Origin of the sequence: Maritimibacter sp. (assembly GCF_016774595.1) — a bacterium.
Taxonomy (GTDB): domain Bacteria; phylum Pseudomonadota; class Alphaproteobacteria; order Rhodobacterales; family Rhodobacteraceae; genus Maritimibacter; species Maritimibacter alkaliphilus.
This window is the reverse complement of sequence record NZ_JACBWT010000002.1, coordinates 144039-165450: the sequence shown is the minus strand read 5'-3', so window position 1 is coordinate 165450 and position 21412 is coordinate 144039. Positions and strand designations below refer to the sequence as shown.

General features: G+C 66.3%; 20 protein-coding genes and 1 riboswitch. Of the genes, 13 read left to right on the top strand and 7 right to left on the bottom strand.

All coding sequences use genetic code 11. The annotated features are described in order from the left end of the window. Positions 1-53: 53 nt before the first annotated feature. The gene (gene smc, locus HOY44_RS11875; RefSeq protein ID WP_287434868.1) at positions 54-3509 is read right to left on the bottom strand and encodes a chromosome segregation protein SMC; all 3456 of its coding nucleotides are present in this window, start codon (positions 3507-3509) and stop codon (positions 54-56) included. A gap of 152 nt (positions 3510-3661) precedes the next feature. Here smc and HOY44_RS11870 point away from each other — a divergent pair, with 152 nt between their 5' ends. From HOY44_RS11870 to HOY44_RS11860, 3 genes are all read left to right on the top strand, one after another. Continuing rightward, positions 3662-4024, top strand: a complete 363-nt coding sequence (locus HOY44_RS11870; protein WP_287434867.1) for a nuclear transport factor 2 family protein — start codon at positions 3662-3664, stop codon at positions 4022-4024. A 65-nt stretch (positions 4025-4089) separates the two neighbouring features. Further along, positions 4090-4307, top strand: a riboswitch (cobalamin riboswitch). 36 nt (positions 4308-4343) lie between these two features. After that, a complete protein-coding gene (locus tag HOY44_RS11865; RefSeq protein ID WP_287434866.1) occupies positions 4344-4520 on the top strand; it encodes a CbtB domain-containing protein in 177 nt (58 codons plus the stop codon). A 15-nt stretch (positions 4521-4535) separates the two neighbouring features. Further along, positions 4536-5213, top strand: coding sequence for a CbtA family protein (locus tag HOY44_RS11860; RefSeq protein ID WP_287434865.1), 678 nt, complete (start codon positions 4536-4538; stop codon positions 5211-5213). Here HOY44_RS11860 and HOY44_RS11855 read toward each other — a convergent pair. Beyond that, positions 5210-5509 (bottom strand): DUF1636 family protein, encoded by a 300-nt coding sequence (locus tag HOY44_RS11855; protein WP_287434864.1) that lies wholly within the window; start codon positions 5507-5509, stop codon positions 5210-5212. The two genes, HOY44_RS11860 and HOY44_RS11855, sit on opposite strands and share 4 nt — an antisense overlap. A gap of 61 nt (positions 5510-5570) precedes the next feature. Here HOY44_RS11855 and cobW point away from each other — a divergent pair, with 61 nt between their 5' ends. From cobW to HOY44_RS11835, 4 genes are read left to right on the top strand one after another with little or no spacing between them, the layout of a single operon-like run. After that, the gene (gene cobW / locus HOY44_RS11850) at positions 5571-6644 is read left to right on the top strand and encodes a cobalamin biosynthesis protein CobW (RefSeq protein WP_287434863.1); all 1074 of its coding nucleotides are present in this window, start codon (positions 5571-5573) and stop codon (positions 6642-6644) included. Beyond that, entirely contained in the window at positions 6644-7096 is a 453-nt protein-coding gene (locus tag HOY44_RS11845) for a GNAT family N-acetyltransferase (protein ID WP_287434862.1), read from the top strand. The genes cobW and HOY44_RS11845 overlap by 1 nt, the downstream gene beginning before the upstream one ends. Continuing rightward, positions 7096-10785, top strand: coding sequence for a cobaltochelatase subunit CobN (gene cobN / locus HOY44_RS11840; RefSeq protein ID WP_287434861.1), 3690 nt, complete (start codon positions 7096-7098; stop codon positions 10783-10785). Before HOY44_RS11845 ends, cobN begins: the two co-directional genes overlap by 1 nt. Next, a complete protein-coding gene (locus tag HOY44_RS11835; RefSeq protein ID WP_040884771.1) occupies positions 10782-11246 on the top strand; it encodes a GNAT family N-acetyltransferase in 465 nt (154 codons plus the stop codon). Before cobN ends, HOY44_RS11835 begins: the two co-directional genes overlap by 4 nt. Before the next feature lie 108 nt (positions 11247-11354). Here HOY44_RS11835 and HOY44_RS11830 read toward each other — a convergent pair whose 3' ends face one another. Next, positions 11355-11648, bottom strand: coding sequence for a hypothetical protein (locus HOY44_RS11830; RefSeq protein ID WP_287434860.1), 294 nt, complete (start codon positions 11646-11648; stop codon positions 11355-11357). A 135-nt stretch (positions 11649-11783) separates the two neighbouring features. On the opposite strand from HOY44_RS11830, the gene HOY44_RS11825 reads away from it, so the two are divergent. From HOY44_RS11825 to HOY44_RS11805, 5 genes are all read left to right on the top strand, one after another. Beyond that, entirely contained in the window at positions 11784-12989 is a 1206-nt protein-coding gene (locus HOY44_RS11825) for a TsoY family (seleno)protein (protein ID WP_287434859.1), read from the top strand. Between the two features lie 111 nt (positions 12990-13100). Further along, entirely contained in the window at positions 13101-13445 is a 345-nt protein-coding gene (locus tag HOY44_RS11820; protein ID WP_287434858.1) for a CidA/LrgA family protein, read from the top strand. Next, on the top strand, positions 13442-14158 hold the full coding sequence (locus HOY44_RS11815) for an LrgB family protein (protein WP_287434857.1): 717 nt from the start codon (positions 13442-13444) through the stop codon (positions 14156-14158). The genes HOY44_RS11820 and HOY44_RS11815 overlap by 4 nt, the downstream gene beginning before the upstream one ends. Before the next feature lie 11 nt (positions 14159-14169). Continuing rightward, positions 14170-14778, top strand: a complete 609-nt coding sequence (gene cobO, locus HOY44_RS11810) for a cob(I)yrinic acid a,c-diamide adenosyltransferase (RefSeq protein WP_287434856.1) — start codon at positions 14170-14172, stop codon at positions 14776-14778. 286 nt (positions 14779-15064) lie between these two features. Further along, positions 15065-17092, top strand: a complete 2028-nt coding sequence (locus HOY44_RS11805; RefSeq protein ID WP_287434855.1) for an FAD-dependent oxidoreductase — start codon at positions 15065-15067, stop codon at positions 17090-17092. Positions 17093-17350: 258 nt separating this feature from the next. Here the strand turns inward: HOY44_RS11805 and HOY44_RS11800 are convergent, their stop codons facing one another. The 4 genes from HOY44_RS11800 to argH form a co-directional block, all read right to left on the bottom strand. Continuing rightward, a complete protein-coding gene (locus HOY44_RS11800; protein WP_287434854.1) occupies positions 17351-17665 on the bottom strand; it encodes a DUF2834 domain-containing protein in 315 nt (104 codons plus the stop codon). Positions 17666-17672: 7 nt separating this feature from the next. Beyond that, on the bottom strand, positions 17673-18755 hold the full coding sequence (locus HOY44_RS11795; protein WP_287434853.1) for a Leu/Phe/Val dehydrogenase: 1083 nt from the start codon (positions 18753-18755) through the stop codon (positions 17673-17675). A 266-nt stretch (positions 18756-19021) separates the two neighbouring features. Next, positions 19022-19375 carry a hypothetical protein gene (locus HOY44_RS11790; protein ID WP_287434852.1) on the bottom strand — a complete coding sequence of 118 codons (354 nt, stop codon included), beginning with the start codon at positions 19373-19375 and terminating at the stop codon, positions 19022-19024. A 52-nt stretch (positions 19376-19427) separates the two neighbouring features. After that, positions 19428-20828, bottom strand: coding sequence for an argininosuccinate lyase (gene argH, locus HOY44_RS11785; protein WP_287434851.1), 1401 nt, complete (start codon positions 20826-20828; stop codon positions 19428-19430). 24 nt (positions 20829-20852) lie between these two features. Between argH and HOY44_RS11780 the strand changes: the two genes are divergently transcribed. Beyond that, positions 20853-21410 (top strand): TlpA family protein disulfide reductase, encoded by a 558-nt coding sequence (locus tag HOY44_RS11780; protein ID WP_287434850.1) that lies wholly within the window; start codon positions 20853-20855, stop codon positions 21408-21410. Positions 21411-21412 lie beyond the last annotated feature (2 nt).

Here is a 21412-nt window from a genome sequence, read left to right as displayed (position 1 = left end):
CTGAATGCCCTTTACAGGCAGCTTAGCGGGGAATCGCTACATCGCAAACCGGATCAGGCGACCAGCGCCTCGGCTTTCTTCAGATCGACGCTGACAAGCTGGCTGACGCCCTGCTCCTGCATGGTGACGCCGAACAGGCGATCCATCCGGCTCATCGTCACCGCGTGGTGGGTGATGATGAGGAAGCGAGTGTCGGCCTTGCGCGTCATCTCGTCCAGCAGATCGCAGAAGCGCGTCACGTTCGCATCGTCGAGCGGCGCGTCCACCTCGTCCAGCACACAGATCGGCGCGGGGTTGGCAAGGAACACGGCGAAGATCAGGGCAAGCGCGGTCAGAGTCTGCTCGCCGCCCGACAGAAGGCTCAGGGTCGACAGCTTCTTGCCCGGCGGCTGGCACATGATCTCAAGCCCGGCTTCGAGCGGGTCGTCGGATTCCACGAGAACGAGGTTCGCCTCGCCGCCCCCGAAAAGATGCGTGAAAAGTGTGCCGAAGTTCTCGTTCACCTGCTCGAACGCCGTCAGCAGCCGCTCGCGCCCCTCGCGGTTCAGCGATGCGATACCGTGGCGCAGCTTGCCGATGGCCTCTTCCAGATCGGACTTTTCGCTGACCAGCGTATCGTGCTCGACCTGCACTTCCTTGGCGTCTTCCTCGGCACGCAGGTTCACCGCGCCCAGCGCATCGCGCTGACGTTTCAGGCGGTTCACATCGGCTTCGATCTGCTCGGACGACGGCATTTGGTCCGGCACCACGTCGAGGCTTTCAAGAAGCTGCTCGGGCGTCGTCTCCATCTCGTCCTGAATGCGCTCGACCGCATAAGCGACGGTTTCCTTGGCTCCGTCCACCCGTGCCTCGGCCCGCGCCCGTGCTTCGCGCGCCTCGCCCGCCTCGCGTTCGGCATCGCGTTCCGCCATCTGCGCCTCACGAAGCGCCGATTCCGCCGCCGACAGTGCATCCTGCGCCTTGGCGCGGCGCGCTTCGGCCTCGGCGACTTGGCGCGACAGCTCGTCTCGTTTCGCGGCGAGTTCCTCGGGCGCCGAGCGCGCGTCCTTCAACTCGACTTCCGACGCCGCCTTGCGCTCGCCGAGTTCCGCGATCCGCTTGCCCGCGGTCTCCAGACGGTGCTTCCAGCCGGAGATTTCCTTGGTCACTTCCTGCGACCGCTTCACCCGCGCCTCGCCCTCGCGCTTGACCTCGTCATGAGCGGACCGCTTGGACATCATCGTCATCCGCGCGGCTTCGACGGTCATCTTGGTGTCTTCGACCTCGGCGCGGGCATCGTCGAGGTTCGGCAGATCCTTGACCGCCTTCTCGGCCTCGGTCAGACGTGCACGCGCCCCGGCGGCTTCGTCCTCGTGCCGGGTGACGGCCAGCGTCATGTTCTCGAGCTTGCCTTCCGCGATGTTACGATCCGCTTCGGCCCGCGACTGCGCCCGGTTGGCGTCGGCTACGGCCCGGTCGGCATCGCGACGGGCCTCGCGCGCAGCCTTGTCGGCCTCGGTCGCACGTGTCAGCTCCTCGCGCAGCGCCTCATGCGCCCGCATGGCCCCATCGGCGCGCGACTGGGCGCGCTCCAGATCCTGCTTGAGTTCTTCGAGCCGGTTCATCTGTTGCAGACGCAGCGCCGCCGCCGACGGCGCGTCTTCGGCCGCGACACGGTAGCCATCCCACCGCCACAGATCGCCCTCGATCGTGACCAGCCGCTGACCGGGGCGCAGAAGCGGTTGCAGACGCGCGGCATCTTCTGCTTCAACCAGCCCGACCTGCGACATGCGCCGCCCCAAAACCTCGGGTACGGTGACGTAGTTGGTCAGCGCCGCAACGCCTTCGGGCAAGGTCTGCGCGTCCGAATAGCCGGGCAGGGTCAGCCAGCCCGACGCCTCGGGGTCGTCCACAGCAGGCGCGCGCAGATCGTCGGACAGCGCCGCACCAAGCGCGGCTTCATAGCCCTTTTTCACCCGCACGAGGTCGAGCACCTGACCGCCCTCGGCAGTGTCGCGTTCGATCACCTTGGCCAGCGCCATGACCTCGGCGCGTAGCGCATTCACTTCGCCCTCGGCCTCGGATCGTTCAGCCCGCGCATCCGCCTCGCGCCCCTGCGCCGCGGCCCGCGCCTCGTCGGCATCGACCAGCGCGGCCTCGGCGGCCTCGGCCATCTGGGTCGCCTGCGTCTGGGCATAGTCGGCTTCCGAGAACGCCAGCTTCGCCGCGTCGAGCGCGGCTTTGGCCGAGGTGACGGCCGCCCGCGCGCGTTCTGCCTCGCCCTCGGATTTCTCCAGCGTCTTTTTCGAATCGTCCAGCAGCCGGTGCGCCGACTGGTGCCGGGCAGCCAACCGCGCGACATCTTCGGTCAACTGGCTCAACGCATCCTCGCGCTCGCCCAGCACCCGCTTGGCGTCGCGGGCGGCATCGGCGGCCTCTTCCAGCCGCCCCTCGTGCCCCTCGGACGCCTTGGCCAACTCACCGCGCTCCCATTCGAGCCGTTCGATGGTCTCGCCCGCGTCCTTGTTCAGCGATTCCTCGCGCTCCATGTCGCGGGTGAGCTGTTCGATCCGGTTCGTCAGCGTCTCGATCCGTCGCGCGGCCTGTTCCTCCTGCTCGGTCAACTGATCGCGCGACACGGTCAGGCGTTGCAGCACGGCGGCGGCGATCGCCTCTTCCTCGCGCTTGGGCGGCAGCTTGTCCTCGGCCTCGACCCGCGCCTTGGCGGACGAGCGGGCCGCGCCCTCGGCGGCGGCGGCGGCGCGCACCATGTCGGTCAAGGCTTCCTGCGCCTTGGCCCGCGCTTCATCCGCCTCTTTCCAGCGGCGATAGAGCAGCAGACCTTCGGAGGTGCGAAGCTGCGACCCGATCTCGCGATACCGCTGCGCCTGTTTCGCCTGCCGGGCAAGTTGCCCCAATTGGGTCGCCAGTTGTTCGATCACGTCATCGACACGGGCAAGGTTCTGTTCGGTGCTCTTGAGCTTCAGCTCCGCCTCGTGACGGCGCTGATACAGCCCCGAAATCCCCGCCGCCTCTTCCAGAATCCGGCGGCGGTTCTTGGGCTTGGCGTTGATGAGTTCCGATATCTGCCCCTGCCGCACCAGCGCGGGCGAATGCGCGCCCGTCGAAGCATCGGCGAACAACATCTGCACGTCACGCGCGCGCACGTCCTTGGTGTTCACCTTGTAGGCCGAGCCCGCATCCCGCGTGATCCGGCGCACGATTTCGAGCATATCCGTCTCGTTGAACCCGGACGGGGCCAGACGTTCCGAATTGTCGATCTGAAGCACGACCTCGGCAAAGTTACGCGCCCCGCGTGACGAGGTGCCCGCGAAGATCACATCCTCCATCCCGTCGCCGCGCATCGCCTTGGCGCGGTTTTCGCCCATGACCCAGCGCAAAGCTTCGAGCAGGTTCGACTTGCCGCAGCCGTTCGGGCCGACGACGCCCGTAAGCCCGTTCGCGATCACCAGATCGGTCGGGTCGACGAAGCTTTTGAAGCCATTGAGGCGCAGGCGGGTGAACTGCACGGGGAGCGGATCCTGATTCCGGGTTATCCCGGCATGATCCCGACGCCGCAGCGCGGAGTCAACGCAGGAGCGCAGGATATGGCAGGCGTGAGCGGGTTATCCACAAGATATTGTCACAAACCTGACACAGCGACCTGTGGTAAACTCGGTGCATGACAACCAGCGAGACCCTCATCGCCTTCAATGACGCGATCACGCGGGCCGACCTCGGCGCGCTCGGCGCCCTTTTCGCGCCGGATCACGTGTTCATCGACCCGGCCGGACACGAAGTGCGCGGGAAGGACGACGTATTGGCCGCCTGGCGCGGGTTCTTCGCCACCTTTCCCGGCTACAAGAACGTGTTCGAGGATATCCACGCGGAAGGGGCGCATGCGATGATTCGCGGACATTCGGTCTGCGACGACCCGCGCCTCGCCGGTCCCGCGCTTTGGCGGGTGGAAGTGATCGAAGACGCGGTCACGGTTTGGCACGTGATGGAAGACACGGAGAAAAACCGACGCAGCATCGGCCTCTAGCGGCATCCGGCGCGTCACGGCGACGCCGCAACGATGATCGCGCTTGACCCGCCCCCATCCGCCGCGCCACAAGGATAAGGCATGGTTCCCGACACGGCGCAAAGCGCCAAGGGAGAATATGGGAATGCGGAGGGGTGATCCAAACCGGAGCCTTCAGCCGCAGCCGCCCCCGCGACTGTGACGCGGCGAGCGCCCGCCGGATACCACTGAGCCTCGGCTCGGGAAGGTGGCGAAGCGCGACGACCCGCAAAGCCAGGAGACCTGCCATGTGAAACGAAACCCCACCCGTCGGGGAGACGGGCCAAAGAGGGACCACGACATGACGACCAAGACCATCCAAAATACCGCCGTTCAGGCCGACACCCGTCTGGGCGCGATCTTCGCCGTACTGGCATTCGGCGCGGTTCTGCTTTTCGCCGCCGGTTACGCGCAGGCGACCGTGCTGCACGACGCGGCCCACGATCAGCGTCACGCAATGGCGTTCCCCTGCCACTGAGGCAGCTGATCTTCCATGCTTAAGAAACTGCTGACCGGCGCGTTGATCGCCGGTGTCGCGTCCGGCGTTACCGCCGCGGCGCTGCAATTCGCGTTCGTCATCCCGTACATTCTGGAAGGCGAGCTTTACGAAACCGGGGCGCGGGTTCATTTCGGTGCGGGCAGTCCGCAAAGCCCCTCCGGCACGCCGGGTCTGGGCAACGACTGGTCGCGCCACCTGATGACGGTGACCTTCGACGTGGTCAGTTACACCGCCTATGCGCTGATCCTGTCCGGGTTCATGGCGCTGGCCTTGCGGCAGGGGCACAAGGTCGACGCGCGCCGCGGGATCGTCTGGGGGGTCGCAGGCTTCGTCGCCGTGCAACTGGCGCCCGCCATCGGCCTGCCGCCGGAACTGCCCGGCACCATCGCGCCCGAAGTGCTGCCGCGTCAGATCTGGTGGAGCGGCACCATCGTCGTCACCGCGCTGGCACTCTGGCTCATCGCCTTCGTGCCGCAGGTCTGGGCGATCGGCGCAGCCATCGTGCTGCTGCTCTTGCCCCACGTGATCGGCGCGCCGCATCTCGACACCTATTACGGTGTCGCGGCCCCGGAATTGGCGGCTCATTTCGCCACCCGTTCGCTCGGTTTCGCTGCGGTGGGTTGGGTCGTGCTCGGCACCATCGCCGGGTACTTCGCCGGACAGGACGACTAGGCCGGGATGCGCCCGATGAGCTTGAACCTCAACCGTTCCAGCGCGCGGGCGTCGGTGATGATCCCCTTCTTCGCCGCGTCATACAGGCCCAAGAACATCTCGACCTCACCGACGAGCGAGGGATCCACATCCCCAAAAAGGTATGCCGCCTTGCCCTCCTGGCGCACGGACAGGCATACCGGACGGGCGCAGGCATTCATGCAATGCGCCCGCTCCACCTCCATCTTCGTGCCAAGCGCATCGGCCAAGGCCGTGCCCCCATCGCACCCGATGCAGACGGCCACGCGCCCTGCCATACCCTTTCCTTCCACGCCGTTTCGGGCGACAAGCCCCTAACGCCCCATATCGGAGACCGCCATGCGTGCCAAGATTCCCGCCACCGTCGTCACCGGCTTCCTCGGCGCTGGCAAGACCACGCTGATCCGCAACATGCTCCAAAACGCGAACGGCAAGCGGATCGCGCTTATCATCAACGAATTCGGTGACCTCGGGGTCGACGGCGACATCCTCAAGGGCTGTGGGGACGAGACCTGCACCGAGGATGATGTGATGGAGCTGTCGAACGGCTGCATCTGCTGCACCGTGGCCGAAGATTTCGTGCCGACGCTGGAAAAGCTTCTCGACCGCGACACGCCCCCCGACCACATCGTCATCGAAACCTCCGGCCTCGCTCTGCCGCAACCCTTGGTCCGCGCGTTTCAGTGGCCCGAGATTTCGACCCGCGTAACGGTCGATGGCGTCGTGACGGTGGTCGACGGCAAGGCCGTGTCCGAGGGCGTGTTCGCCGCGAACCTCGAAGCGGTCGAAGCCCAGCGCCGCGCCGACGAGAACCTCGACCACGAAACCCCGCTGTCCGAGCTGTTCGAGGATCAGATCGCCTGCGCCGACATGATCGTCGTGAACAAGATCGACCTTCTGGGCGAGGATGAGGCGACAGCCCTCACCGGCAAATTGTCGGGCGAAGCGCGTAAGGGCGTGCAGGTGGTCAAGACCTCCATGGGTCTCCTCCCGATCGAGGTGCTTCTGGGTCAGGGCGCCGCGGCCGAGACCAGCATGGAGGGACGGCACGAGGTCCATCATCATCACCACCATGACGATGACCACCACGACGACGATCATCACCACGACCATGAGCACGATCACGGCCATGACGAGTTCGAGTCGTTCGTTGTCGAGCGCGGCGAAATCGCGGACCCCAAGGCCTTTGCCGAGCAGGTCGCAGACGTGATCCGCCAGAACGGCATCCTGCGGCTCAAGGGCTTCGCGGCCGTTCAGGGCAAGCCGATGCGCCTGACGCTGCAAGCGGTCGGGCCGCGCGTCGACACCTATTTCGACCAGCCCTTCGGCGCTTCACCTCGCGCCACTCGGCTCGTCGTGATCGGCCAGACCGGGCTCGACCGTGCGCGGATCGAGGCCGCGCTTCAGGCCTGATGCTGATCGTCGAACCGGCGAACCCGCTCGACCCTGCGCCCTCGGCCCTTCTGGCGAAGGCGCAGGCGTTGCAGGCGGAAACCTACGCGCCGGAAAACAACCACGCTTTGCCGACCGAGGCGCTCGCGGCCCCCGACATCCGCTTTTTCGCCGCGCGCGAAGGCGACACGGTGCTGGGCGTAGGTGCGCTGGCCATCCGTGACGGCTACGGCGAAGTGAAAGCCATGTTCACCTCGGACGCCGCGCGCGGCAAAGGCGTGGGCGCGGCGCTGCTCCGCATGATCGAAGACACGGCACGCGAGGAAAAGCTGCCGGTGCTGCATCTGGAGACCGGCGAAGAACTCGCCGCCGCCGTCCGGCTCTACGAACGTCAGGGCTTCAAACGCTCCGGCGCGTTCGGTGACTACGAGGACGACGGGATCAGCCTGTTCATGACCAAGGTTCTGGACTGATGCACCTCCTCGCCGCGACCCCCGGCCAGATCGACGATGGCAAGGACGCCGTCGATCTGGGCCAGACGCCTGCCGACGTGGTGTTCATCTCCGCCGCCGATACCGAGCTTGCCGCCCTGTCCGAGGCGCGCGCGGAAATGGACGCGCCTCCCTCCCTGCGTCTCGCGAACCTCACGCATCTCAATCACCCGATGTCGGTGGACTTGCACATCGACACCTGCGCGAAGCAGTCCCGGCTGGTGATCGCCCGAGTGCTCGGCGGCACTGGCTACTGGCGCTACGGGGCCGAGCAATACGCGGCCCACATGGCCGAGGCGGGCGTGCCCCTCGCGCTTCTCCCCGGCGATGACAAGCCCGACGCCGAACTCGCCGCGCTCTCGACCGTCTCGGACGAAGACTACGCCGCGCTCTGGGCCTATCTCGTCGAGGGCGGGCCGCAGAACGCGACCAACTTCCTCGCCTATGCCCGCGCGATGCTCGACGGCGGCGAGAAACCGGCCCCGGCCAGCCCGCTCCTGCGTGCAGGCGTCTACTGGCCCGGCGCGGGTGTCTCGGACCTCGCCACCATCCGCGAGATGTGGAACCCGGATGCGCCCGTCGTCCCCCTCATCTTCTACCGCGCATTGGTGCAAGGCGCGGGCCTCAACCCGATCAACCGCATGGTCAAGGCGCTCCTGCGCCAGGGCCTGAACCCGCTCCCCATCTTCGTCGCATCGCTGAAAGACCCAGTCTCGACCGCGACCCTCGAACACCTTTTCACCGAGGCCTCGCCCAGCGTCATCCTGAACGCCACCTCCTTCGCCGTCGGCAGCCCGCATGCAGGCGACGACAGCCCGGAAAACCCCCTGGCGATGCAGGCCGCCAACGCCGCCCCGGTGTTTCAGGTCGTCCTTTCCGCCAGTTCCGAAGAGGCCTGGGCCGAGGGCCTGAACGGCCTCTCCGCCCGCGACATCGCGATGAACGTGGCGCTGCCCGAGGTCGACGGGCGCGTCCTGACCCGCGCGATCAGCTTCAAGGGCGAAGCGTACTACGACGATGCCACCCAATGCGCCATCGCCACCTACCGCGCCCAAGGCGACCGGATCGATTTCGTCGCCCGCCTCGCCGCCAACTGGGCGACCCTGCGCGCCACCCCCGCGCCCGAGCGCCGGGTCGCGCTGGTCCTCGCCAACTATCCGAACAAGGACGGGCGGCTCGCGAACGGAGTCGGCCTCGACACGCCTGCGGCCACGGTCCACGCGCTGAACCTGCTCGCCTCCGCAAGCTACCGCGTCGAGAATGCCCCCGCCGACAGCGACACGCTCATGCAGTCGATCATGGCCGGACCGACGAACTGGCTCACCGACCGGGTCGCGCGCACCGGGGGGGTCGACCTTTCGATGGCGGAATACCAGATCGCCTATGGTCAACTTCCGTGGGAGGTGCGCCAGCGCATCGAAGAACGCTGGGGCCGCCCCGAGGCGGACCCGTTCTTCGAACCGGGGGAGGTCGATTGTGGGCGCTTCAAGCTCTCGGTGCTGACGTTCGGCAACGTCGTCGTCGGCCTCCAGCCCGCGCGCGGCTACAACATCGACCCGACCGACACCTACCACTCGCCCGATCTGGTCCCGCCCCACGGATACCTCGCCTTCTACATCTGGCTGCGCGACGTGCACCGATCGAACGCCATCGTCCATATGGGCAAGCACGGCAACCTCGAATGGCTCCCCGGCAAGGCGCTGGCCCTGTCCGAAACCTGCCTGCCCGAGGCCGTGCTCGGCCCGATGCCCCACATCTACCCGTTCATCGTGAACGACCCCGGCGAAGGCACGCAGGCCAAACGGCGCACACAGGCGGTCATCATCGACCACCTGACCCCGCCGCTCACCCGTGCCGAAACCTATGGCCCCTTGAAAGACCTCGAGGCGCTGGTGGATGAATATTACGAGGCCGCGGGCGTCGATCCCCGGCGCATCGACCATCTGCGGCGCGAGATCCTGACCCTCACCGCCGCCACCGGGCTCGTCGCCGATGTCGGCATGTCGGGCGAGGATGAAGACACCGACCTCGCCAAGCTCGACGCCTATCTCTGCGAACTCAAGGAAGCGCAAATACGCGACGGGCTGCACGTCTTCGGCCAGTCCCCCGAAGGGCGGCTCCAGCGTGACCTGGTGCAGGCCCTTGTCCGCGTCCCGCGCGGCGACGGCAAGGGGCCGAACGCTTCGCTCATCCGCGCGCTGGCCACCGACTTCGGGATGAGTTTCGACCCGCTCGACTGCGACATGGCGGTCCCGTGGACCGGCCCCCGCCCCGAGGCGCTGGCCGGCGGCACATGGCGCACCAATGGCGACACGGTGGAGCGGCTCGAAGACTTCGCCACCCGCCTCATCGACGGCGAAGCGATCCCGCCGGGACCGATGAGCGGCGCCGTCATGGACGAAATCGAAACCACCGTCCGCCCCGCCGTCACCATCTGCGGCCCGAACGAAGGCACCGGCCTCCTTACCGCCCTCGCAGGCCGGTTCGTCGCCCCCAAACCCTCCGGCGCGCCCACGCGCGGGCGGCTCGACACGCTCCCCACCGGCGGCAACTTCTTCTCGGTCGACAGCCGCGCGGTCCCAACGCCCACCGCATGGGCACTGGGGTGGAAATCGGCGAGCCTGCTGATCGACAAATACCTCCAGACCCACGGCGACTGGCCCCGCACAATGCTCGTCACGGCTTGGGGCACCGCCAACATGCGCACCGGCGGCGACGACATCGCACAGGCCCTCGCCCTCATGGGGGTGAAACCGACATGGGACGCCGCCAACCGCCGCGTCACCGGGTTCGAAATCATACCCTCGACCGCCTTGGGCCGCCCCCGCGTCGACGTCACACTCCGCGTCTCCGGCTTCTTCCGCGACGCCTTCCCCTCGCTCATCGCTCTGGTCGATAGCGCCGCCCGCGCCGTCCAGAACCTTGATGAGCCTGCCGACGACAACCCCGCCGCCGCCCGCGCCCGCGCAGGCGAGGCGCAGTCGCGCGTCTATGGCTCGAAACCCGGCGCTTACGGCGCGGGCCTGCAAGCCATGATCGACGAAAAGCTGTGGGAACGGAAAGCCGACCTCGCCGACGCCTATCTTGACTGGGGCGGCTACGCCTACGGCGCCGACGCCACCGGAACGCGCGACCGCGAAGGGCTGGAACAACGCCTGAGCCAGACCGAAGCCATCGTCCAGAATCAGGACAACCGCGAACACGACCTCTTGGACAGCGACGATTACTACCAGTTCGAAGGGGGCGCGGCGGCGGCCGTCTCGACCCTGCAGGGCCGCGACCGCCCGGTCTTCCACAACGACCATTCCCGCCCCGAACGCCCCGTGATCCGCACGTTGGACGAAGAAATCGGCCGCGTCGTCCGCTCCCGCGTCGTGAACCCCAAGTGGATCGACGGCGTGAAACGCCACGGCTACAAAGGCGCGTTCGAAATCGCCGCCACGGTCGATTACCTCTTCGCCTTCGCCGCCACCACCGGCGCGGTCAAAAGCCACCACTTCGACCTCGTCCACTCGGCCTTTCTCGAAGACGAAGACACCCGCGCCTTCATCGAACGCCACAACGCCCCTGCCCTTGCGGAAATCGCCCAGCGCCTGTCCGAGGCGATGGAGCGTGGCCTCTGGACCCCTCGCTCCAACTCCGCCCGTGCGCTGCTCGAGTCGCTGGCATGACACCCCGCCGGATGCAGGACGGGGACGATCCCACCGCCCTCCTCGCCCTGATCCGCGAAAGCTTCGCCTATATGGAGGGCCGGATCGACCCGCCCTCCTCCATGACCCGGCTCACGACCGAAAGCATCCGCGACCAGATCGCGACCGGCGAGATCTGGACGCTTGGCGAACCAGCACGCCCCGAAGCCTGCATTTTCCTGACCCCCGACGCCCCCGCGCTCTACCTCGGCAAACTCGCCGTCGCCGCTACGGCCCGGCGCAAAGGCCATGGCCGCGCCCTCGTCGCCCATGCCGAAACCCGCGCCCGCGCGCTCGGTTTCGACCGCCTCACGCTCCAGTCGCGCATCGAACTCACCGAAAACCACACCACGTTCCGCCATTTGGGTTTCACCAAGATCGCCGTCACGGGCCATCCGGGCTATACCCGCCCGACCTCGATCACCTTCGAAAAACGGCTCTAGCTCTTTCCGGTCCCGAAATATCCCCGCCGGAGGCACGCCGCTCAGAGCCGCCATCGGCGGTTCTGAGCTGACCATGCGCCGCGCCGTGCGCGGCACCTTTCGGACAGGTCAGCCACAGGCCAATCGTGCGGTCACGACGGCCTGATCGCCTTTCAGGCTCCCGGACCAGACCTGACACCCGGTCGCCCGTTGGATCGCCACCTCGGCGCGGGCGAGCACGACCGACAACCGGGGCAGCACTTCCGGCGAAGTCCGGATCACCTCCACCCGGTCACCGTCGCGCCAGACCGAGAACCGGCTGCCGTCCACTTCCACCTCGACATGAGGCGAATCCATGAACCGCGGGCTGGGGCTGTTGCAGCCGATGAGCGCGAGGGCCGTGAGAAGAAACAGTATCCGCATGACGCCATCAAACCGTGTCTTGGTTAATGCGCCGTTAACAACGCCCCGCCTGCCCCTGCATCACCTTGTCACAGCCCTCTCCCGGATCGTTTCACTTACAACATATTCCAATTCGTGAATTTGAAGGGATCTGCCATGCAAACGAACCGTCCAGCGGACAATTACTCGCCGCTCTACTTCCTCGCCTCCGTCGGGGCCGGTGGCCTTTCGGTCACGTTCTTCATGTACCTGATGTTCTGGGTGCCGCACCCGGGCCGTCCCGTCCCGATCTTCGAGGACATCATGGCCGCCTTCTCGACCGGGGGCGCACCGCTCAAGACCGCCATCATCATCGCGATGGCCGGCATTGCGGTCTTCGCCTTCATCAATCTTCAAAAGTTGTTCTGGAACATCTCGGCCTTCAACCGCTTCCGCAAAACCGAAGGCTACCAGAAGCTGCGCAATTCCAACGCCGAAACCACCCTGCTCGCCTATCCGCTGGCGCTTGCCATGTCGGTGAACGGGCTGTTCATCGTCGGCCTCGTCTTCGTGCCGGGGTTGTGGAGCATCGTCGAGATCCTCTTCCCCTTTGCCATGGCTGCCTTCCTCGCCATCGGGATCTTCGCCCTGTCGATCATCGGCGATTTCCTTGGCCGCGTGCTGACCAAGGGCGGGCTGTTCGACGTGACGGCGCATAACAGCTTCGCCCAGATGCTGCCGACCTTCGCGCTGGCGATGGTCGCCGTCGGCCTCGCCGCCCCGGCCGCGATGTCGACCAATGCGCTCGTCGTCGGCGTGGCGCTGATCGGCTCGACCTTCTTCTCGACCGTCGCGATCATCTACGCCGCCGTGGCGCTGTTCACCGCGTTCAACTCGATGCTGCACTACGGCACCGCCAAGGAATCGGCACCCACGCTGATGATCCTGATCCCGCTGATGACCATTCTCGGCATCATGTTCCTGCGCCAGGACCACGGGATGCACACCACGTTCGAAAGCCATACGAGTGCCGCCGAAACCATGATCTTCCTCGCCCGCCTCGTGTCGGTGCAGGTCATGTTCCTCGGTCTCGGCCTCGTCGTCCTCAAGCGCGAGGAATACTTCAAGGACTTCGTCTTCGGCTCCAAGACCTCGCCCGGCTCCTACGCGCTGGTCTGCCCCGGCGTGGCGATCTCGGTGCTCACGCAGTTCTTCCTGCACAAGGGTCTGGTCGCCGCCGGGATCGTCGACAAGTTCTCGGTCGCCTACTGGGTCGTCATCGCCATCGCGCTCGCCTTCCAGTGGTCGATGGTCTGGCTGGTGTTCCGCCTGAACCGCCAGCACTTCGGGCGCACCACGGCCGCCGCCGTGCCCGCCGAGTAACCGACCGCGATCACCAAAACGGGGCGGGCCGCAAGCTCGCCCCGTTTCGTTTGTGCGGTTGCGCTCGGCCCTGCCGCGGCTACCATCGGCGGACGCGCGAACGGGGACCCGATGATCCGAGCCATTGCCATCCTGCTGGGATACCAACTCGCCGGTGAAGTCACCGCGCGCGCCTTGGGTCTCAGCCTGCCCGGACCCGTGCTGGGGTTCGCCGCCCTGTTCCTGACGTTCCTCGTCTGGCCGCCGCTTCACGCGATGCTCGCGGACACGGCGCGCGGGCTGCTCGCGCATCTGTCGCTGCTCTTCGTCCCGGCTGGTGTCGGCATCGTCCGCCATATCTCCAGCCTCGGGGATCAAAGCGTCGCGGTTCTCGTCGCCATCGTCGCCTCGACCGCGCTGGCCATCGCCGCAGGCGCCACCGTCTTCGTCCTCGTCGACCGGGTGACGCGCCGATGACCGATTTCGCGGACATCTGGTCCTATCTGGCGCAAGGCCCGCTTCTGTGGCTGACCGCGACGCTGATCGCCTATCTCTTCGGGGCCTGGCTGCAAAAACTGTCGGGCACAAAGCCTTGGGTGAACCCAGTGCTGATCGCGGTCGCCCTGCTGGCGGGCGTACTGGTCCTGACCGGCACGACCTATGAGATCTATTTCGAAGGCGCACAGTTCGTCCATTTCATGCTCGGCCCGGCAACAGTCGCGCTGGCGATCCCGCTTTACGACAACCGCGCACTCATCCGCGCCTCGGCGCTGCCGATGCTGGCCGCGCTGGTCACCGGGTCGCTGGTCGCCATTCTGTCGGCGCTCGCCATCGCCCACGCACTGGGCGTGTCCGGCGATGTCCTGATCTCGCTCGCCCCGAAATCCGCGACCGCGCCCGTGGCGCTGGGCGTGGCCGAGGCGATCGGCGGCTCGCCCACGCTCACGGCCGTGCTCGTGATCCTGACCGGGATCACCGGGGCCGTCATCGCCTCGCCCATCCTGAACCTCCTGCGCATCCGCGACGACCGCGCGCGTGGCTTCGCGCTCGGCACGGCAAGCCACGGCATCGGCACCGCCCGCGCGTTTCAGGAAAGCCAGACATCCGGCGCCTTTTCCGGCGTCGCCATGGGGCTGAACGCCATACTCACGGCGCTGATCGCCCCCGTCATCATCCGACTGTTCATCTGAGGGAGGACCGCATGAGCGAAGACACCGACCGCCACGCACAGAAAATGGCCAAGAAGAAAGCCGCGCGCGACAAGATCATGGCGACCAAGACCGAAGAGAAGGGCCTCGTCATCGTCCACACCGGCAAGGGCAAGGGCAAGTCGTCCTCGGCCTTCGGCATGATCTTCCGCGCCATCGCCCACGGGATGCCCTGCGCCGTGGTGCAGTTCATCAAAGGCGGCATGGGCACGGGCGAACGCGACCTGATCGAGCAGAACTTCTCGGACCTGTGCCAGTTCCACACCATGGGCGAAGGCTTCACCTGGGAAACGCAGGACAAATCGCGCGACATCGAAATGGCGCAGGCGGCGTGGGAGAAATCGAAAGAGCTGATCCGCGATCCGAACATCCGCATGGTCCTTCTGGACGAGATCAACATCGCGCTGCGCTACGACTACATCGACATCTTCGAGGTCGTCGAGTTTCTGACCAACGAAAAGCCCGAGATGACCCATGTGATCCTGACGGGCCGCAACGCCAAGGACGAGTTGATCGAGCTTGCCGACCTCGCCACGGAAATGGAGCTGGTCAAGCACCCGTTCCGCTCCGGCATTAAGGCGCAGGCGGGCATCGAATACTAGGCCGGGATCTTCCCCGCGGGGAAGGTTTCCCTTTAAAAACAAGTAAATGCGGCGTTCTGGTGAACGCAACGCACGCAACGCCCCTTGGGCTTCTCTGTTTCAAAAAACCTTCGGGGGGAACGCGCGGCACGCGCGTGGGGGGCAGACGCCCCCCTCCTCCCCCGCCGCCCGGCATAGGCGCCACCGCGACGGGGCGCAGCCCCGGCGCAATCCCTCCTGACGCAGCGTTGGGGAGTGACAGGGCACGCGCCGTCCCTATCCTCGCCCAACCAAAGGGAGGCCTTACATGACCCAATATCCGCACCTGCTCGCCCCGCTCGACCTCGGCTTCACGACGCTGAAGAACCGCGTGCTCATGGGCTCCATGCACACCGGGCTCGAAGAGCGCGGCGATTGGAACCGGGTCGCGGAATACTATGCCGCCCGCGCGCGCGGCGGGGCGGCGCTGATGGTCACGGGCGGGATCGCGCCCAACGAAGAAGGGGGCGTGTTTCCGGGGGCGGCGGGGCTTTACACGCCCGAGGATATCGCGAACCACAAGGTCGTCACCGACCGGGTGCATGACGCGGGCGGCAAGATCGCCATGCAGATCCTGCATGCCGGGCGCTATGCCTATGGCCCCAAATGCGTCTCGGCGAGCCCGGTGAAATCCCCGATTTCTCCCTTCCCGCCCAAGGAGCTGGACGAAGAGGGGATCGAGAAACAGATCGCGGATTTCGTCACCTCCGCCACCCGCGCCCGCGAGGCGGGCTATGACGGGGTCGAGATCATGGGGTCCGAGGGCTATTTCATCAACCAGTTCATCGTCACCCACACCAACAAGCGCGAAGACCGCTGGGGCGGGTCGTATGAGAACCGCATCCGCCTGCCGATCGAAATCGTGCGCCGGGTGCGTGAGGCCGTGGGCGACGACTTCATCATCATCTACCGCCTGTCGATGATCGACCTCGTCCCGAACGGCTCCACCTTCGACGAGGTGGTTCAGCTGGCGCAGGAGATCGAGAAAGCCGGCGCGACGATCATCAACACCGGCATCGGCTGGCATGAGGCGCGGGTGCCGACAATTGCGACCAGCGTGCCGCGCGCAGGCTGGGCCTGGGTCACGCAGAAGCTGATGGGCAAGGTGTCGATCCCGGTCATCACCTCGAACCGGATCAACACGCCGGAGGTGGCTGAGGAGCTGTTGTCCGAAGGGGCCGCCGACATGGTGTCGATGGCGAGGCCGTTCCTCGCGGATGCCGATTTCGTGGTGAAGGCCGCCGAGGATCGCGCGGACGAGATCGCGCCCTGCATCGCCTGCAATCAGGCCTGTCTGGATCATACGTTCTCGGGCAAGATGACCTCCTGTCTCGTGAACCCGCGCGCCTGCCATGAGACGGAACTGGTGGTGGAGCCTGCGGCCACGCTCAAGTCCATCGCCGTCGTCGGGGCCGGGCCTGCGGGCTTGTCGGCTGCCCTCACCGCCGCCGAGCGCGGTCACAGGGTCACGCTTTTCGACAAGGCGGACCGGATCGGCGGGCAGCTTCACATGGCCGCCGCGATCCCCGGCAAGGAAGAGTTCATAGGGCTGATCGACTGGTTCAAGACGATGGTCGCCAAGTGGCAGATCGAGACGCGGCTGGGGGCCGAGGCCACCGCCGACGACCTCGCCGGTTTCGACGAGGTGATCGTGGCGACGGGCGTGACCCCGCGCGACCCGGGCATCGCCGGGCAGGACGGCGAAAATGTGCTGTCCTACATCGATGTGCTTTTGCACAAGGCCGAGGTGGGCGAGCGTGTCGCGATCATCGGCGCGGGCGGCATTGGGTTCGACGTGGCCGAGTTCCTGTCGCATCAGGGCACCAGCCCCGCGCTCGACCTTGACCTGTGGCGCGAGGAATGGGGCGTGACCGATCCCGCCGTGGCCGAGGGCGGGCTTGACCCCGAAGGCCCGCAGCCGGTGCCCTCGCCGCGCCAGATCACGCTGATGCAGCGCAAGGCCAAGGCGTTGGGCAAGGGGCTGGGCAAGACGACCGGGTGGATTCACCGCGCCTCGCTCAAGATGAAGGGCGTCGAGATGGTGGGCGGCGTGAACTACGAGCGCATCGACGCGGACGGGCTGCACGTCTCGTCCGGTGAGACGCGCGACGACCCCCGCGTGATCTCGGCGGATACCATCGTGCTCTGTGCCGGACAGGTCAGCGAGCGCAGCCTTGCCGATGCGCTGGCGGAACGGGGTATCACAGCGCATGTCATCGGCGGCGCGGACGTGGCGGCGGAACTCGACGCCAAACGCGCCATAGATCAGGGCACGCGGTTGGCTGCGTCTTTGTAGGGCGTGCTTGCGATTGATCCTTCCCTAACCAACGCGACGCTCACGCGCCAAGGCGCGCGGGCGATTGCGGTGTTTTCCGCAGACGGGACGCGTGCCGGGTCAGAGTGCTCTGTCGGAGATCAGGAATACCAGAATCCTAGGATTCTAGAAACTTCAATACGTGAATGTAACCTGCTTTCAAAAGCTTACACACCACGCCGCACCGCAAAAAGTTAACGCAGCCGCCCCCGACGGACCATCAGAGCGCCCCGCCAGCCCTCAGACGGGCCGGGTGCGCAGGAACAGGTAAAGCGGAAAGCCGCAGGACACGCCAATGAACAGCGCGGCGGGGATCGCAAGCAATGCCGACCAGTTCCGGCGCACCGCCGTTTCGGCGATGATCCACACCGTCAGCGTCAACCCGGCGATCATCAGGTCTATGGCCATGCCCGTCACCGCCGGCCCTTGGGTCCATTGCGCGAACAGGCCGCCAAGACTGGCCCCCTCGGACGTGAGATAGGTCAGGAAATGCCACATCGGCCAGATGGCACCGACAATGGCGAGGATCATGTAAACAAGGCGCAGCTTTGACATGCCCCGATTACGTAACGGGGGCGGCTTCGGATGCAACTGATCTTTCGCCTGCCGCCGAAAGCCGCTCCCGCACCATCTCCACCGCGACGGCCTGAGGCGTTTTGCCGGAGGACTTGGCACGGCGCAGAATCTCGGTCACGCGCTCTTGCAGCCCGTCCAGCTTGCCCTTGACCCAGTTCGGATCGTCGACGCCCGCGATTTCGGCGGCGACGTTCATGATGCCGCCCGCGTTCACCACGAAGTCCGGCAGATAGGTGATGCCGCGCGCCGCCAGCGCGGTATCGAGGTCGTCGCGCGCCAACTGGTTGTTGGCCGCCCCGGCGACAAGGCGCGCGCGCAGGTCGGGGATCGTGTCTTCGGACAGAACCCCGCCCAGCGCACAGGGGGCAAAGACATCGCAGTCGGTGGCATGGATACGATCCGGGGCCACGACGGTGGCGCCGTAGCGCACCCGCGCCTCGTCACAGCGGGCCGGCGCGATATCCGCGACGGTGAGCTGCGCCCCGGCGGCGGCAAGCCGGTCGCAAAGCGCGGTGCCGACGTGACCCAGGCCCTGCACCGCGACATGAAGCCCGGCCAGATCCTCGCGCCCCGTCACCTCGCGCACGCCCGTTCGGATCGACTGGAACACACCCGTCGCCGTGACGGGCGAGGGGTCGCCGCTGGCATGTGCCCCGGTGGCGAGACCTGCGACGTGGCGGGTCTGGCTGCGCACCTCGGCCATGTCGGCGGGCGTGACACCCACATCCTCGGCGGTGGTATAGGCCCCGTTCAGCCGCTCGACCGCACGCCCGAAGGCCCGCATCAGTTCCGGCGTCTTCTTCTGCCCCTCGGCCAGCATGATGACGGCCTTGCCCCCGCCAAGGTCCAACCCGGCGGCGGCGTTCTTGAACGTCATGCCGCGCGACAGGCGCAGCGCGTCGGCAAGCGCCGCACCTTCGGTCGGATAGGTCCAGACGCGGCACCCGCCCGCCGCAGGGCCGAGCGCACTGGAATGAATGGCGATGATGGCGTTCAGCCCGGACGGTTCGTCATGGGCAAACACCACCGTTTCATGGGCGTCGAAATCGAGATGCTGGAACACGGTCATGCGGGCCTCCTCTCCTGCAATCCGGGTCGGGGCCGTGCAGCCCCTGCGGCCAGCCTACTCCTCAAGCCCTTGAGAAAAAGACACTTTCGCGTGGTTCCGGCAGCAATCTGCCCAGCCGTTCGATCCTTTCGCCGAGGCAACGCAATGCGACCGATCGGACCTTTGCGCGCCACGATCACGCAGGAAAATTGCGCCGATCCGGGACGGTATCGGGCGGGTGTCGCGCGCGGACTGCACGCAAAGCGAATCGCCCGAGCGGTTCGGCGTCAGCCGTTGCCCGGCGGTTCCAGCCGGATGAGAACCGAGAAGGGTTCGGGCGCGGCGGTGCGCATCACCTGAAACACCCGGACTTCAAGCGTCTTGGGCAGCCCCGCCATGAACATCCGGTCCGAGCGGGCATCGTAATAACCGGGAACCGAAACGGCGGTGTTCTGGCCGCGCACGACTTCGATCGACAGGTTGTTCGAGGGCAGCGTTTCGAAGGTGTAGCACAGCGCACCATCCGCAGGCGCTTCGCCTTCGATCGTGGTGTCGCCGTCCAGCGTGATGGTTTCACAATCGGCAAGGGCCGCTGAGGCGAAGAGCGTGACCGTCGCGGTCAGAAGAGCACGTATCAACATGCGCGGTTCAATGGCGGCTTTCGCGCACGGGGTAAAGACCCGCACCACCGGATCAGCCGAGAGCCGCCCGCCAGCGGGCGATCTGTTCGCGCACGCGCACGGGGGCGGTGCCGCCGTAGGATTGCCGCGAGGCGACGGAGGCCTCCACCGTCAGCACGTCGAACACGCCTTCGTTGATGTCCGCGTGAACCGTCTGCATGTCGGCGAGGGTGAGGTCCGGCAGGTCGCAGCCTTTGCCCTCGGCCATCGCGACGAGCGACCCGGTGACGTGGTGGGCATCGCGGAACGGCAGGCCCAGTTCGCGCACCAGCCAGTCGGCAAGGTCGGTCGCGGTCGAGAAGCCCGAGGATGCGGCGGCGGCCAGCGCCTCGCGATTGGCGGTCAGGTCGCTGACCATGCCCGTCATCGCGGCAAGCGACAGCATCAGGTTGTCGGCGGCGTCGAACACCTGTTCCTTGTCTTCCTGCATATCCTTTGAATAGGCGAGCGGCAGGCCCTTCATCACGGTGAACAGTGCCACCATCGCCCCCATGATCCGCCCGATCTTGGCCCGGATCAGTTCGGCGGCGTCCGGGTTCTTTTTCTGCGGCATGATCGAAGAGCCGGTGGAGAAGCGGTCGGACAGGGTCACGAAGCGGAACTGCGCAGACGACCAGATCACCAGCTCTTCGGAAAAGCGGCTGAGGTGGACGGCGCAGATCGTGGCGTTCGACAGGAATTCGAGCGCGTGATCGCGGTCGGACACGGCGTCGAGCGAGTTGGCCATGGGCCGGTCGAAGCCCAGCGCCTCGGCGGTCATGTGGCGGTCGGTCGGAAAGCCCGTGCCTGCGAGCGCGGCGGCGCCCAAGGGCGACTCGTTCATCCGGCGGCGCGCATCCTCGAACCGGGATTTGTCGCGCGCGAACATCTCGACATAGGCCATCATGTGATGACCCCATGTGACCGGCTGCGCGGTTTGCAGATGGGTGAAGCCGGGCATGACCCAATCGGCCCCCGCCCCGGCCTGATCCAGAAAAGCTCGGATGAGCGCGTCGAGCCCTTCGATGGCCGCGTCCACCTGATCGCGGACCCAGAGGCGGAAATCGGTCGCCACCTGATCGTTGCGCGAACGCGCGGTGTGGAGCCGCCCGGCAGGTTCGCCGATCAGCTCTTTCAGCCGCGCTTCCACGTTCATGTGGATGTCTTCGAGCGCCGCCGAAAACTGGAACTCGCCGTTCTCGATTTCTGACAGTACCGTGAGCAGCCCTTCCCGGATCGCCTCGGCATCGTTATCCGTAATGATGCCTGTCGCCGCGAGCATCGCGGCATGGGCGCGAGAGCCGGTGATGTCCTGGGGGGCCAGCCGCTTGTCGTAGCCGATCGACGCATTGATCGCTTCCATGATCGCGTCGGGGCCTGCGGCAAAGCGACCGCCCCACATGGCGTTAGCGGTTTTTTTGTTGTTGTCTGTCATGGCACAAGAGCCTCGGAGAACCGGATGAACATTCGAACGCTGCTATACGCGGCCCTCATGCTGGGTGCAAACGCCGCCTTTGCGGACATGGCGCAGATCGAGGCGCTAAAGGACGGGGACATGAAGAAGCTCATGTTTTCTGAAGCGAAACCTGCGGGCACGGCGACGTTTACCGATACCGAGGGCAACGAGGTGTCGCTGGCCGACTATCGCGGCAAGGTCGTGCTTCTGAACTTCTGGGCGACATGGTGCGCGCCCTGCCGCCATGAGATGCCGATGCTGGATGCACTTCAGGCGGAATATGGCGGCGACGATTTTCAGGTCGTGACGGTGGCCACGGGCCGCAACAAGGAAATGGCGATCGTAAAGTTCTTCGAAGAGATCGGCGTCGAACATCTGCCCATCCTCATGGACCCGAAACAGGGGCTGGCCCGCGAGATGGGCGTGATGGGCCTGCCGGTGACCGTCCTGCTCGACCGCGAGGGCAACGAGATCGCGCGCATGATGGGCGACGCGGATTGGTCGTCGGACAGCGCCATGGCCATCATCGCGGCGATGATCGAACAGGGCGCGGGATCGTAACC

Excerpts from the sequence above, each read along its gene's own strand:
- HOY44_RS11870 (WP_287434867.1), top strand. The coding sequence starts at position 3,662 with ATGACAACCAGCGAGACCCTCATCGCCTTCAATGACGCGATCACGCGG.
- HOY44_RS11845 (WP_287434862.1), top strand. The coding sequence starts at position 6,644 with ATGCTGATCGTCGAACCGGCGAACCCGCTCGACCCTGCGCCCTCGGCC.
- cobW (WP_287434863.1), top strand. The coding sequence starts at position 5,571 with ATGCGTGCCAAGATTCCCGCCACCGTCGTCACCGGCTTCCTCGGCGCT.
- HOY44_RS11835 (WP_040884771.1), top strand. The coding sequence starts at position 10,782 with ATGACACCCCGCCGGATGCAGGACGGGGACGATCCCACCGCCCTCCTC.
- HOY44_RS11855 (WP_287434864.1), bottom strand. The coding sequence starts at position 5,509 with ATGGCAGGGCGCGTGGCCGTCTGCATCGGGTGCGATGGGGGCACGGCC.
- HOY44_RS11790 (WP_287434852.1), bottom strand. The coding sequence starts at position 19,375 with ATGTTGATACGTGCTCTTCTGACCGCGACGGTCACGCTCTTCGCCTCA.
- HOY44_RS11805 (WP_287434855.1), top strand. The coding sequence starts at position 15,065 with ATGACCCAATATCCGCACCTGCTCGCCCCGCTCGACCTCGGCTTCACG.
- cobO (WP_287434856.1), top strand. The coding sequence starts at position 14,170 with ATGAGCGAAGACACCGACCGCCACGCACAGAAAATGGCCAAGAAGAAA.
- HOY44_RS11830 (WP_287434860.1), bottom strand. The coding sequence starts at position 11,648 with ATGCGGATACTGTTTCTTCTCACGGCCCTCGCGCTCATCGGCTGCAAC.
- HOY44_RS11800 (WP_287434854.1), bottom strand. The coding sequence starts at position 17,665 with ATGTCAAAGCTGCGCCTTGTTTACATGATCCTCGCCATTGTCGGTGCC.
- HOY44_RS11795 (WP_287434853.1), bottom strand. The coding sequence starts at position 18,755 with ATGACCGTGTTCCAGCATCTCGATTTCGACGCCCATGAAACGGTGGTG.
- HOY44_RS11860 (WP_287434865.1), top strand. The coding sequence starts at position 4,536 with ATGCTTAAGAAACTGCTGACCGGCGCGTTGATCGCCGGTGTCGCGTCC.
- argH (WP_287434851.1), bottom strand. The coding sequence starts at position 20,828 with ATGACAGACAACAACAAAAAAACCGCTAACGCCATGTGGGGCGGTCGC.
- HOY44_RS11825 (WP_287434859.1), top strand. The coding sequence starts at position 11,784 with ATGCAAACGAACCGTCCAGCGGACAATTACTCGCCGCTCTACTTCCTC.
- cobN (WP_287434861.1), top strand. The coding sequence starts at position 7,096 with ATGCACCTCCTCGCCGCGACCCCCGGCCAGATCGACGATGGCAAGGAC.
- HOY44_RS11865 (WP_287434866.1), top strand. The coding sequence starts at position 4,344 with ATGACGACCAAGACCATCCAAAATACCGCCGTTCAGGCCGACACCCGT.
- HOY44_RS11815 (WP_287434857.1), top strand. The coding sequence starts at position 13,442 with ATGACCGATTTCGCGGACATCTGGTCCTATCTGGCGCAAGGCCCGCTT.
- HOY44_RS11780 (WP_287434850.1), top strand. The coding sequence starts at position 20,853 with ATGAACATTCGAACGCTGCTATACGCGGCCCTCATGCTGGGTGCAAAC.
- HOY44_RS11820 (WP_287434858.1), top strand. The coding sequence starts at position 13,101 with ATGATCCGAGCCATTGCCATCCTGCTGGGATACCAACTCGCCGGTGAA.